General features: G+C 70.9%; 7 protein-coding genes. 1 reads left to right on the top strand and 6 read right to left on the bottom strand.

Annotated features, from left to right (window positions below):
* Positions 1-412 precede the first annotated feature (412 nt).
* On the top strand, positions 413-1,048 hold the full coding sequence (locus HNQ79_RS17445) for a hypothetical protein (RefSeq protein ID WP_229923129.1): 636 nt from the start codon (positions 413-415) through the stop codon (positions 1,046-1,048).
* 50 nt (positions 1,049-1,098) lie between these two features.
* Here the strand turns inward: HNQ79_RS17445 and HNQ79_RS17440 are convergent, their stop codons facing one another.
* From HNQ79_RS17440 to HNQ79_RS17415, 6 genes are all read right to left on the bottom strand, one after another.
* On the bottom strand, positions 1,099-2,550 hold the full coding sequence (locus tag HNQ79_RS17440) for a S28 family serine protease (RefSeq protein WP_185032009.1): 1,452 nt from the start codon (positions 2,548-2,550) through the stop codon (positions 1,099-1,101).
* Between the two features lie 109 nt (positions 2,551-2,659).
* Positions 2,660-3,049, bottom strand: coding sequence for a hypothetical protein (locus tag HNQ79_RS17435; RefSeq protein WP_229923128.1), 390 nt, complete (start codon positions 3,047-3,049; stop codon positions 2,660-2,662).
* Positions 3,050-3,188: 139 nt separating this feature from the next.
* Positions 3,189-6,953, bottom strand: coding sequence for an ABC transporter ATP-binding protein (locus HNQ79_RS17430; RefSeq protein ID WP_185032007.1), 3,765 nt, complete (start codon positions 6,951-6,953; stop codon positions 3,189-3,191).
* A 97-nt stretch (positions 6,954-7,050) separates the two neighbouring features.
* Positions 7,051-8,055, bottom strand: coding sequence for a serine hydrolase (locus HNQ79_RS17425; protein ID WP_185032005.1), 1,005 nt, complete (start codon positions 8,053-8,055; stop codon positions 7,051-7,053).
* Between the two features lie 143 nt (positions 8,056-8,198).
* A complete protein-coding gene (locus HNQ79_RS17420; RefSeq protein ID WP_229923127.1) occupies positions 8,199-9,002 on the bottom strand; it encodes a M48 family metallopeptidase in 804 nt (267 codons plus the stop codon).
* A gap of 5 nt (positions 9,003-9,007) precedes the next feature.
* Positions 9,008-12,631 carry a type I restriction endonuclease subunit R gene (locus HNQ79_RS17415; protein WP_185032003.1) on the bottom strand — a complete coding sequence of 1,208 codons (3,624 nt, stop codon included), beginning with the start codon at positions 12,629-12,631 and terminating at the stop codon, positions 9,008-9,010.
* Between the last annotated feature and the right edge of the window lie 127 nt (positions 12,632-12,758).

Genomic DNA, 12,758 nt, shown 5'->3' with positions numbered 1-12,758 from the left:
GGGTGAGGCGGTCGTGCGCGCCGCAGGAGGGGCGGCGTGTTCCCCCTTACGGCGGAACCGACCCCGCGCACCTGGCGTACGCCCCCGGGGCCGGGCCAGTCCGGGCGAAGCGTCGGGGGGGCGGCACGTGAGCGAGAACAGGGCCGGGGGCGAAGGCGGGGGCCGGGCCGGGGCGGCCGGGAACACGGGCATGGGCCCGCCCGGGAGCAGGAGCGGGAGCACGGGCACGCCCGGAGGCAGCGCCGGGGGCACAGGCGTGGGCTCACCCCGGAGCGGGAGCACGGGCGCGCCCGGAAGCAGCGCCGGGAGCACAGGCGTGGGCTCACCCCGGAGCGGGAGCACGGGCGCGCCCGGAAGCAGCGCCGGGAGCACAAGCCAGGGCGAGGGTGGCCCGCCCGGGAGCCGGCGTCGGGTGCGGCAGGGGCTGCGGGTGCTGGGGGTCGGCCTGTGGGCGGCCGGACTGCTGGCAGCCGGTTGCCAGGGGGGTGACGGGGGCGGGGAAGCGGGCGGGGTCGGTCGGGGTTCCGGGCAGGCCGGCGGCCTGGTGCCCACCGCGCCCTCCGGGTACGGGGACGTCTTCCTCGGCGTCGGCGAGTGTGCTTCGTACGGGGCCGCGCCCCGCGAGGTGCCGTGCAACAGCGAGCGGGCCGCCGCACGGGTGACCGAGCGCCACAACGGCGAGAGCGGCGACGGGCGGGCGTGTCCGGCCACCACCGACTTCGTCCTGCACCTCTCGGAGTCACGGCCCAGCAGCGACGAGAACGGCGACGGCGTCGTCCCGCGCGGCTACGCCTGCATGCGCAACCTCCAGGCCCCGCACCCCGGCGACCCCGGTGGTGGCGGCGGCCCGCACACGGTCGTCGGGGACTGCGTGTACGAGGCGGGCGGCGGCCGGGTGAAGGAGACGGCGTGCGACGGTTCGGGCGACCGCTCCCCCGCGTTCCGGGTGGAACGGTCGGTCGGCACACGCGCCCAGTGCCCGCCCGCCACCCGGCTGTACGTACAGCTGGGCGGCGGGCGGCCGGTCGGGTGCGCCCGGCCGGTGTGAGGTCCGGTGCGCAGCCGGCCGGGCGTCAACGGGCGTGCGCACCGGTCACGTTACGGTCGCAGGCCGTGCTCCCTGTTCACCTCGACCCGGTCCAGCCTCGCGTCGTACGCCGTCAGCCGCTTCGCCTTCGCCGGGTCGGCCTGGACGGCGGCCGGGGCGACTCCCGCCCACTTCTGGATCCGGGCGACGGCCGCCGCCTGCTGGTCCGCGGGGAGTCCGGCGACGCGTGCGCCGTGGTTGGCGCCCGGCACGGTGTAGACGTGGTTGTCGTTGCGGGCGCCGCGCGCGGGGGCGAAGCGTTCGCTGCCCCACGGGTCGTTCTGCCCGTACACGAACATCATCTGCCGCGCCTCGCGTCGCACCCAGCCGTCGATGTCGCGCATCGCGCCGTCCTGCCACTTCATCGGGATGTCGCGCGGCACGTACACGCGCGGCTGGAAGTAGTCCGGGCCCCACTTCAACAGGCCCTTGAGATGCGGGTACTTGTACTGCGGCGCGCCGAGCTGGGTGCCTGCCTGGTAGTAGTACGGCGTGTACGTGGCGAGGTCCTGGTCGCTGGAGGAGCTGAAGCCGGACTTCGCGTCGATGTAGTCGAAGATCTGGTCGTCGGTGGCGGTCTTCGCCTCGGGAACATCGGCGCACTCCTGCTCCGAGCTGTACTGCCAGAAGCCCCAGACGAAGTCGAGGACGGTGTTCTCGAAGCCCTTCTCGACGCTGCCGATGGTCTTGAAGGTGGAGCCGTTCTCCTTGGCGAGGGCCTCCGCCTTGGCCAGCAGCGGCTTGCGGCGCACCAGGGCCTCGCGCTGGAGGTTGTTGAGGCGGTCGCGGCACTCGCGGGTCGAGACGGTGCGGAAGAAACGGTCGTACGCGCGGTCCTCCTCGTTGCGGGCGTCGTTGGGGGCGACGTACGCGACGACGCCGTCCATGTCGCGCGGGTGGAAGCGCTCGTAGTAGGTGGCGGTCATGCCGCCCTTGGAGCCGCCGGTGGACAGCCACTTCTTGGAGTAGATCGACTTCAGTGCGGTGAAGACGCGGTGCTGGTCGTCGGCGGCCTGCTTGATGTCCAGCTTGGACCAGTCGGCGGGTGCGGGGCGCGAAGGGGTGAAGTACCGGTATTCCAGGGAGACCTGGTTGCCGTCGACGAGCGCGGTGGGCTCGGACCGGCCGGGCCTGGTCGAGAGGTGGTAGCCGCTGGTGAAGAAGACGGTGGGGCGGGACACGTCCTTGTGCAGGATGCTCAGCCGCTGCTGGAAGGTGCCGCGCCAGGGGTGGCGGTGGTCGATCGGCTGCGTGTAGTTGAGGACGAAGTAGCGGTAGCCGTCGTAGGGCTTCTCCTCGACGAGGGACATGCCCTTGATGGCCAGGATGCGGTCCTTGATGTCGGTCGCGACGGGGGCCTGGGCAGCCGCCGCGTCGGGTTCCGCGGCGAGGGCCGGGCTCACCGCACCTATGGTGCCCACAAGAACCGCTCCCGCGAGCATCCCTCTGAAGGTCTTGCGCATTCGCCACTCCCCTTGCCTGTCAGCACACGGACAACAGGGGTGAACCTAGCGCTCCCCAATCCCCTTTGTCAGCAGAGGATTTGGGCATTTTCGCAAGAGGGCGACCGGTTCAGCACAGGATCCATCCGGAAGAGGCCCCCTTGGCCCCCACCGAACCCGTCACCCGTACGCACCGGTTGACCGCGAACACCTTCACCGGTCCCGCGTGGCGGGTGTACACGCCGGAGTCGACGGCGGCCCTGCTCCCCCGCGCCTGGATGGTGACGCGCATCTTCTGCCGTACGCCTGCCCGCTTGGCGACCGTCTGGGCGCACACGTACTGGCGGGCCTTGTGGACGCGGATCTCCCCCGTCGCGAAGCCGTACGTCTTGACCCGCGCCCCCGCGCAGGCTCCGGCCGCCGCCTCGGCGTGCCCGACGGCCGGGCCTCCGAGGACCAGCACTCCGGCCGCCGTCGCCACCGCGAGCGCGTTGAGCAGCCTGCGTTTCATCAGTTCCATCGGCTTCATCCCTGCCCCGCCCGCCCCATCGAACACACTCGCCCATTCCCCCGCCGGGATCGTATGTGCGTACGACGCGTGCTGGCCACGCGTCGGTTGCAGAGTGCACCCGGCTCACGGGGCGGGGGCAGGCCGGCGGTCAGACCGCCGCCGGCTCGTCCTCCCCCACGAAGGTCCGCCACAGCCGGGCGTACTTCCCGTCCAGCGCGAGCAGCTCGTCGTGCGTGCCGTCCTCGGCGACCCGCCCCCGGTCCATGACCACGACACGGTCGGCACGGGCGGCCGTGGTCAGCCGGTGGGCGACGACCAGGGTGGTACGGCGGCCCGCGATCCGGTCGGTGGCCTGGTTGACCTGGGCTTCGGAGGCCAGGTCGAGCGCCGCGGTCGCCTCGTCGAGCAGCAGCACGTCCGGGTCGACCAGTTCGGCGCGGGCGAGCGCGATGAGCTGCCGCTGACCGGCGGAGAGGTTGCGTCCGCGTTCGGTGACGGCGTGCAGGTAGCCGCCGTCCAGGGTCGCGATCATGTCGTGCGCGCCGACCGCGCGGGCCGCCGCCTCCACCTCCGCGTCCGTGGCGTCCGCCCGCCCGTAGGCGATGGCGTCCCGTACCGTGCCCGCGAAGAGGTAGGCCTCCTGCGGGACGACGCCCAGGCGGTGGCGGTAGGCGGTCATGTCGAGGTCGCGCAGGTCGGTGCCGTCGACGGTGACCCGGCCGCTCGTCGGGTCGTAGAAGCGGGCCACCAGCTTGACGAGGGTGGACTTGCCCGCGCCGGTCTCGCCGACGAACGCGACGGTCTGACCGGCCGGAATGCGCAGGGAGATGCCGGTGAGGGCCTCCTCCGGCTTGTCGGCGGAGCCGTACGCGAACGACACGTCCTCGAAGGCGATCTCGCCGCGCAGCGACGGCACGTCCTTCGGCGAGTCCGCGCGCACGGTGGACGTCGGTTCCCGCAGCAGTTCCTGGATCCGCCGCAGGGAGACGGTCGCCTGCTGGTAGCCGTCGAAGACCTGGGAGAGCTGCTGGACGGGGGCGAAGAACAGGTCGATGTAGAGGAGGTACGCGACGAGCGCACCGGCGGTCAGCGTCCCCGCCTCGATCCGCCCCGCGCCGACGATCATCACGGCGGCGGCGGCCACCGAGGAGAGGAACTGCACGAACGGGAAGTAGACCGAGATCAGCCACTGGCCGCGCACCCGCGCCTGCCGGTAGCTGCGGCTGTTGGCGGTGAACCGCTCGCGGCCCGCCTTCTCCCGCCCGAAGGCCTGCACGATGCGCAGTCCGGCCACCGACTCCTGGAGGTCGGCGTTGACGACGCCGACCCGGTCGCGGGCCAGCTCGTACGCCTGGACGCTCTTCCTGCGGAAGAAGTACGTGCCGATGACCAGCAGCGGCAGCGTCGCGAAGACGACAAGCGCGAGTTCCCCGTCGATGACCACGAGCGCCGCCATCACGCCGAAGAAGGTGACGACGGAGACGAACGCGGTGACCAGGCCCGTCTGGAGGAACGTGGACAGGGCGTCGACGTCGGTCGTCATCCGGGTCATGATGCGCCCGGTCAGCTCCCGTTCGTAGTAGTCGAGTCCGAGCCGCTGGAGCTGGGCGAAGATCTTCATCCGGAGCGAGTAGAGGACCCGTTCGCCGGTCCGCCCGGTCATCCGGGCCTCGCTGATCTGCGCACCCCACTGCACGAGGACGGCGAGCAGCGCGAGGCCCGCGGCCGTCCACACCGCGCCGAGCGCGAGCTGGGTGACACCCTCGTCGATGCCGTGCCGGATCAGCAACGGCAGGAGCAGGCCCATACCGGCGTCGACGGCGACCAGGCCCAGGCTGACCAGCAGCGGGAGGCCGAAGCCGCGCAGCAGCCTGCGCAGGCCGTAGGAGTCCTCGGGGGCGGCGGCCCGTGCCTCGTCGATGTCCGGCACGCCGTCGGCCGGGGGCAGCGCGGCGACCTGGGCGAGCAGTTCGGGGGTGGCGGGCATGCCGGGCGCGTGGTCGGTGGCGGACGTGGCCGTGCCCGTCCTGGCGGGGTCGGACTCGTCGCGTATCCACAGGTCGGGGGTGATGCCGCGCTCGGCGTCGAACTCGGCGTCCAGTTCGGCCTGTACCGACCGGTCGTCCTCGACGGGAGCGGCGGGGAGCGTGTGGCCGGGCGAGACGCCGCCCAGTTCGTCGGGGTCGGTGAGCAGCCGGCGGTAGAGGGCGGAGCGGCGCTCCAGCTCCGCGTGGGTGCCGATGTCGGAGAGCCGGCCTCCGTCGAGGACGGCGATGCGGTCGGCGAGGTTCAGGGTGGAGCGGCGGTGGGCGATGAGGAGCGTCGTGCGGCCCGCCATCACGCTCCTGAGCGCCTCGTGGATCTCGTGCTCGACGCGGGCGTCGACGGCGGAGGTGGCGTCGTCGAGAACGAGCAGCCGGGGGTCGGTGAGGATGGCGCGCGCCAAGGAGAGCCGTTGCCGCTGGCCGCCGGAGAGGGTGAGGCCCTGTTCGCCGACCTTGGTGTCGTACCCGTCGGGGAGTTCTTCGATGAACCCGTCGGCCTGGGCCGCGCGTGCGGCGGCGCGTATCTGCTCGTCGGTGGCGTCGGGGAGGCCGTAGGAGAGGTTGGCGCGGACGGTGTCGGAGAAGAGGAAGCTGTCTTCCGGTACGAGCCCGATGGCGGCCCGCAGCGAGGAGAGGGTCAGCTCGCGGACGTCGTGGCCGCCGACCAGCACGGCCCCGTGCGACACGTCGTAGAACCGGGGCAGCAGCAGCGAGACGGTCGACTTGCCGCTTCCGGAGGACCCGACGACGGCGACGGTCTCGCCCTCGCGGATCTCCAGCGAGAACCCGTCCAGGACGGGGCGGTCAGCCTCGTACCCGAAGCTCACGTCGTCGAACTCGACGGTGGCGGGGGCGTTGGCCGGGAGTTCCTTGGTGCCGTCCGCGATGGCCGGCTCGGTGTCGATGAGTTCCAGGACGCGTTCCACGCCGGCCCGCGCCTGCTGGCCCACGGTCAGCACCATGGCGAGCATGCGCACCGGGCCGACGAGCTGGGCGAGGTAGGTGGAGAACGCGACGAAGGTGCCCAGGGTGATCTGCCCCCGGGTGGCGAGCCAGCCGCCGAGCGCCAGCATGGCGACCTGGCCGAGGGCGGGGACGGCCTGGAGGGCGGGGGTGTAGCGGGAGTTCAGCCTGACGGTGCGCAGCCGGCCGGCGAAGAGGCGGCGCGAGACTTCGCGCAGCTTCCCCATCTCCTGCTCCTCCTGCCCGAAGCCCTTCACGACGCGGACGCCGGAGACCGCCCCGTCGACGACTCCGGCGACGGCGGCGGCCTGGCCCTGGGCGTACCAGGTGGCGGGGAACAAGCGCTTCTTGCTCAGCCGGGCGATGAACCACAGGGCGGGGGCGACGGCGAGCGCGACCAGGGTGAGCAGCGGGGACAGCCACGCCATGATGCCGAGGGAGATGACGAACAGCAGGATGTTCCCGATGGTCATCGGGAGCATGAACAGCAGGCCCTGGATCAGCTGGAGGTCGCTGGTGGCGCGCCCCACGACCTGTCCGGTGGACAGCTCGTCCTGGCGGCGGCCGTCGAGGCGGGTGATCGTTCCGTACATCTCGGTACGGAGGTCGTGCTGCACGTCGAGGGCGAGCTTGCCCCCGTAGTAGCGGCGGACGTACGTGAGGACGTAGACGACGACGGCGGCCGCGATCAGCAGTCCGGTCCACACCGCGAGCGACCTGGTGCCCTTTCCGATCACGTCGTCGATGACGATCTTCGTGATGAGCGGGACGAGGGCCATGACGGCCATGCCGCCGAGGGAGGAGCCGAGGGCGAGCAGGACGTTGGTGCGGTAGCGCCAGGCGTAGCCGATCAGCCGGCGGGCCCAGCCCGGTTCTCGTACGGTCCTCTGGTCTTGCTCTGCCACGTGCTGCCTCCCGGTCGTTCCGTGTCCCACCGGAAGGCAACAACGTCGCGAACTGCGGATTTCATCCCACCGCAACGGGGCGCGCGGGAGTGGGGACCTAGCGCGCGGTGGTCCCCGGCGCGCGCTGCGGACCGTCGGCCGGCCCGTTCTCCGGCAACGGCGGCATCACTTCCTGCGGTACGGCGGGCGGGACGACGACCTGCGGCGCGGACTCCCGGAGCGTGCTGCTCGTGGCGGCCGGGTTGAGATCGCGGTGCACGGCCCTGGATACGGCCTGGATGGTGTCCACGCCCTGCTGCATGTTCTGGTTGCCGTGCGTGAGCACCGTGATCGTGTAGTCGTGGCCAAGGCCGGTGAAGGCGCCCAGGGAGTGCACCCGCCAGCCGTTCGTGGCGCGCGACAGCCACCCGTTCTTGACGTGCACCTTGCTCCGTGCCGGGGCCCCGGCGGGGGTGCCCCAGCGCTGGCCGGACACGACGGCGGCCATCCGGTCCAGGATGTACGCGCGCGAGCTGTCCTTCAGGACGTTGTTGCGCAGGGTGATCGTGCCGAGGAGCTTGGACTGCTCGGAGGCGTTGATCCGGGTGAGCCCCCAGTAGCCGTTCGCTCCCGGCTTGGTCCCCGTCATCCCCGCGGCCTTGAGGAAACCGTTGATCTTCCCTACGCCGAGCTGCTTCCACAGGGTGGTGGTGGCGTTGTTGTCGGACTTGGTGATCATGGCGGTGACGAGGTCGCGTTCACGGGCGGTCAGCGCCCGGTTGGTCTTCTGCGCGTCCCACAGCAGGGCGGCGAGGACGGTGACCTTGACGATGCTGGCGGAGTCGTAGGAGTTCCAGGCGCGCAGCGAGCAGTAGGTGCGGCTGGAGTGCTCGTACACGGCGACCGAGACGGTGCCGGGGCGACCCCGCAGGGCGGCGGTGATGTCGTTCTTGAGCTTGGTGGCCAGCCCTGCCTTGTTCGAGCTGCACGCCACCTGGGGTGCGGCGGCCGTGGCGGGGGTGGCGGCGGCCAGCGGAAGGAGAACTCCGGTGGCGAGCGCGGCGGCGGTGACGCCTCTAGCTATCCGGTTCTTGCGTGTGGTGCGTACGGCGCGTGCGGTCATGTCCCCGTGTCCCGTCCCCTAAGAACCAGTGATGCGGAAGCGCACTGTCGGCGCTTCCGCATCAGATGACTCAACAGGAAGGGAAAAGTTGTACGGATTCTGTGTACGCGTTCGGTAACAGGTGTACGCACGTCCGCCGGTGGTCAGGGAGCAGCGACTTCTCCCATCCACATACGCCGCCCCAGCTCGTCGAGCTCCCTGCGGCGTTCCTCGTACTCCGGCAAGGCAGTACCGAGCAGCCTCCAGAAGTCCGAGCGATGTCCGGGAACCCGGACGTGTGCCAGCTCGTGGGCAACCACGTAGTCCACGAGGTGCATCGGCAACTGGAAGAGCGGCCACCCGAGGCTCATCCGCCCCCGTCCTCCGGCAGTCCCGGGCCGGTACGAACCCCAGCGCTCACCCAGGTCCCTGACGTCCAGCTCCGGCTCGTCAACCCCCATCCGTGCGGCCCACGGCTGGAGCCTGCCGCCCACCCACGCGCGGCCGGCCCTGGTGTACCAGCCGACGAGAGCGGCTCTGCCCAGTTCCGGGTCGGCGGCCTGGCTCCGCCCCATCACCAGGCGGCCCGCCACCAGCCGCACCATGCCGTCCCGCACCTCTCCCTCGGCGACCGTCAGCCGGTACGTCCGCCCCAGGTACCGGAAGACTTCGCCGTCCACGAGCCGCTTGGCCGGATTCAGCGGGCGGGTCCGTTCCCGCACCCCGACCTTCGACACCACCCACGCCCGGTGTGCCCGTACGAAGTCCTCGGCGTCCGCCACGCCCCCTCCGGCAGGCGAGTGCAGGGTCAGCCCGGCATCCGACTCAACGGTCAGCGCGAACCGCTTCCGGCGCGTGCTGGCCCGCACCCGCAGCGAGAGGTCTCCCACGCTCAGGAGATCACCGTCGACCAGCATGGCGGGCGAGCGGGACTCAGGGCTGGCAGGGGGTTCGGCGGGTGAAGTCACCCGCCCTATTCTCCCCGGGCCCGGCGTAGAAACTGCTGCCGGTTGTTCTGGGCATACCCGGCGAGTCGCTCCGCGATGTTCTTCAACGGAGACCAGTCGCCCGAGGCGGGCAGCAGCCCACCAGCCAGCAGTTCCCGTTGGATTCCCCCGGCGAGGATGTGCAGGTCCTGGCTTTGCCCCTGGTAAGAGGCCGAGGAAATGGTGCGCGCTGCACTGTCACACACGGGGCCGATCAACGGCCGGATGTCACCGCCGCGCAGGCTGACGCCGTTGTTCTCGTCCAGCAGGCTGGCGACCAGCCGGTACACCCGCTGCTCCAGCGGAGAGAGCCCGGCAAGCGCCGGGTCCTCCTCTTCCTCCTGCCTGGCCTCGGCGATCAGCGTGCTGAACTGCTCGATCTGCTCCTCGAAGCGGCCGGGGATCTCCTGGAGGATCTCCTCCAGACGCTGGGACAGCCGCTCGTACTTCCCCGGGTCCTCCTGCTTGACCCGTTCCTCCAGGTGGAAGCGCAGGGCGTGTCCCATCTCGGCGGCGGCCTCCTGCGGCGGCAGGGCACGCACCACGTCGTCGAAGGCCGTGGCGGTGAGGGAGACGGGCGGGATGACCTGCTCGATCTCCGGTCCCTCCAGGTGGTCGACGATCATCTCCCGGACCTTGCGGCCGTACTGACGCATGGTGAAGGTGCCACCGGGCGCATCCCGGTGGAGGCGTCGTACGCGCTTCTGGAGCAGGCCCCAGCGGCGGGCGTCGGCAACGTACGGGAGCGCCTTCTCGTGCGGGAGCGAGCGTTCCAGGACGGCGAGGAATTCGTGCAGCAGGTTGTCGTAGTCGAAGCGTGCGACCTCGTCGAGAGATTCGGCTGCGGCGTGCAGCTGGGTGACGTCGTCGAGGATCTCGTCCGTGAACCCCCGGGCGAGCAGGAAGTCCCGTACCTCCTCCGCCGCCGGAGCGAGGCCGCCGATCTCCTCGGCCAGGCTGCGCATGGTGTCGTTGACGTCGGCGTTCCGGTAGTCGGCGAGCGCGCTGGAGAGGTGCTCGAAGACGCCGTAGTAGTCGACGACGTAACCGACCTTCTTGCCCGGCGCCGGCCGGTTGACCCGGGCGACGGCCTGGAGGAGTTCGGCGTCCCTGATCGGGCGGTCGAGATAGAGCACCTGCTCGCGGGGGGCATCGAAACCGGTGAGCAGCATCGACTTCACGATGAGGAAGGCGATCGGGCTCTCGGGATGCACGGGGTCGGGGAGGGACGAGGCCTTCGTATCCAGCTGCTGCGGCTGCTCGCTCTGTTGGGACTCGTCGGCGGGCGCGTCCGACCACGGGAAGTAGGCCCCGTCGTCGTCGGGCTCCGGCGGGTCCTGGGCGGGCGGGTTGAAGGGGGTGGTGGCGACCCATTCGGGCTCGGGCTCCAGGTGGGGCATGGCCTCCTGGAAGCGAGCGATGTACGCCTTCTGCCGGTTCGCCTCGGTCCAGTGCAGCCACTTGCGAGCTTTGCGTTCGGAGCCCGCGGAAATGACGGGCACGAAGTCCATACGACGCAACAGGGCCCGGTACTGGTGTGCCTGGTAGAGGTAGCGAAGCCTGCGCGGCAGCTCCTCCATCGGGGTCCCCCGGACCGACTCCGGGTCGAAGGAGGCGAGCTCCTCCAGCAGCGCGTCGCGAGCGTCCCGCAGGGCATGGTGGTACGCCACCGCGGCCTTCCGGCTGACCGCCGCCACCTGAGCCTTGAAGCCGCCGCCGGACAGCACCGAACACACGTAGTGCTCCAGCATGTCCGCGGCCTTCTTCTGGATCATCGGCCACGACTCGGCGACGTCCCGCCCACTGGGCCAGCGCTTCATGAGCGCGGCGCGTTCCTCGGGCGTGCGGTCGCGGATCAGGTCCTCGAAGTCGCGGTCCAGACCGTCCTTGTCCCGAACCTTGCCCTCGCCGGTCCGCCCCTCGTACCGGATGCGTACGACGACCCCGTCGTGCTCGGCGTCCTCCATGCGGTACGTGTCGAGGAAGCCCTTGTCGTCACCGCCGCTGAAGATGCGCCGGGTGTCCTCCTCTTTGCCGGTGACGATCGGCGTGCCGGTGAAACCGATCTTCGCGGCGCGGGGGATCGCCTTGCGCAGGGCCGCGTGCAGGGACTTGGTGTGCGAGCGGTGGGCCTCGTCGACGAGGACGAGGATGTCGGACGAGGTGTTGCACTCGGGGAAGTTCACCACCGGCGGCTCGCTCTCCGCCTGCTTCCCCCTCCCCTGCTCCTTGCTCTTGCGGGCGCTCTCGGCCTCCCGGTACTCCCCCGCCAGGTCGCGCTCGTCACCGCCCTCCTTAGCGTCCCCGGTGAAGGCGAATCCGCGCCCGTACTTCTGGATCATCGCGAAGACGACCCGCCGCCCGCCCTCGCTCAGCAGCCCCTCCATCTGCGTGCCGGTCTCGGCGGTCTCTACGTCGGACTCGCTGAGCCGGAGGGTGGCCGAAAGCTGGTCCTGGAGCTGGGTGCGGTCGGTGACGACCACCACCGTGAACTCGCTCAGCAGGTGGTGCAGATGAACCCGGCGCACCAGAAACGTCATGGTCAGGCTCTTGCCGGAACCCTGCGTGTGCCAGATGACACCACCGCGCTCGTCCTCCTCGACCGCCCCGCCCCGCACGCGCCCGGTGAGCAGCTTGCGTACGGCCTTCTCGGCGGCCCGGTACTGCTGGTGACGGGCGACGACCTTGACGGTACGGGAGGCGCCGGTCGAGGTCTCGACCGGCAGCGGGATGATGTAGTGCCGTACGACGTTCAGCAGCGCGGCGGGCCGCAGCACCACCCCGACCAGCTTGTGCTGCTCCGTCAGCTTCGCGGGCTCCTTGCCCTGCGGCGGCTCGTCCATCAGCCCGGCGGCACGCAGCTCACGCTGCAGCGTGCTCTCGTTCTCCGGCTCGATGCTGCGCCACGGGTGGAAGTGCTCGGGGGTGGAGCTGACGGTGCCCAGGTGCGCGGTCTCGCCGGTCGCGGCGACCAGGAGCTGAACGGTCCGGAAGAGTTCGGGCACGCCGCCCGGGACGAAGAGCTCGGTGCCCTTCCGCTCGTCGTCGTCGATCGGGTCGCCGGCGTAGTGCCGGAGGTCGAGGACGGCGTCACGGACGGGCTCGGCGAGGTCGGGGCTCTTGCACTCGACGGCGACGAGGGGGATGCCGTTCACGAAGAGGACGACGTCGAGTATCGACGGGTCCCCGGAACGGTTCTTCACTCTCAGCTGGTCGACGACGACGAAGCTGTTGAGGCCGATCTTGTCCGGGTGCCATTCCACGAGCTGGATGGTGGCGGAGGCTCCACCGTGCCCGGCGGAGGGGGCGGACAGGAGGACTCCGCTGAGCAGGAGGTCGGTGACGGCGAAGTTCGCGTCCCCAATGCCTTTGCCGAGGGAGACCCCGCAGAGCTCGCCGATGGTGCGCCCGACGTCGCTGTCGTCCATCCACGGCTGACCGTCGGACGCCCGGATATTGATACGGCGCAGGGCTTCCCCGAGCCGGTCGGCGAGCACTGGCCGCGCGACGTCGAGCGTGCCGATCTCGCTGCCGGGGACATGGGTCCACCCCATGGCCTTGAGCTGCGCGACGAACGGCCGCTCCACCTCGTCCCGCTCCACCTGCGCCATTGCCGTCCCCGTGCCTCTCGCCTGCCGTGTACCCGCGCGCGTTCCCGCTCAGTTGATCCATTCTGCGCCTCGGGCGGGAGGAGGGGGAGGGTTCAGGTCACACGGGGCATGCGGAAACCCGGGGACG

Source organism: Streptomyces candidus (assembly GCF_014207445.1).
Classification (GTDB): domain Bacteria; phylum Actinomycetota; class Actinomycetes; order Streptomycetales; family Streptomycetaceae; genus Streptomyces; species Streptomyces candidus.
The sequence above is the reverse complement of the archived record's forward strand: the minus strand, read 5'-3'. Positions and strand labels throughout refer to the sequence as shown.

Excerpts from the sequence above, each read along its gene's own strand:
- HNQ79_RS17440 (WP_185032009.1), bottom strand. The coding sequence starts at position 2,550 with ATGCGCAAGACCTTCAGAGGGATGCTCGCGGGAGCGGTTCTTGTGGGC.
- HNQ79_RS17435 (WP_229923128.1), bottom strand. The coding sequence starts at position 3,049 with ATGGAACTGATGAAACGCAGGCTGCTCAACGCGCTCGCGGTGGCGACG.
- HNQ79_RS17425 (WP_185032005.1), bottom strand. The coding sequence starts at position 8,055 with ATGACCGCACGCGCCGTACGCACCACACGCAAGAACCGGATAGCTAGA.
- HNQ79_RS17415 (WP_185032003.1), bottom strand. The coding sequence starts at position 12,631 with ATGGCGCAGGTGGAGCGGGACGAGGTGGAGCGGCCGTTCGTCGCGCAG.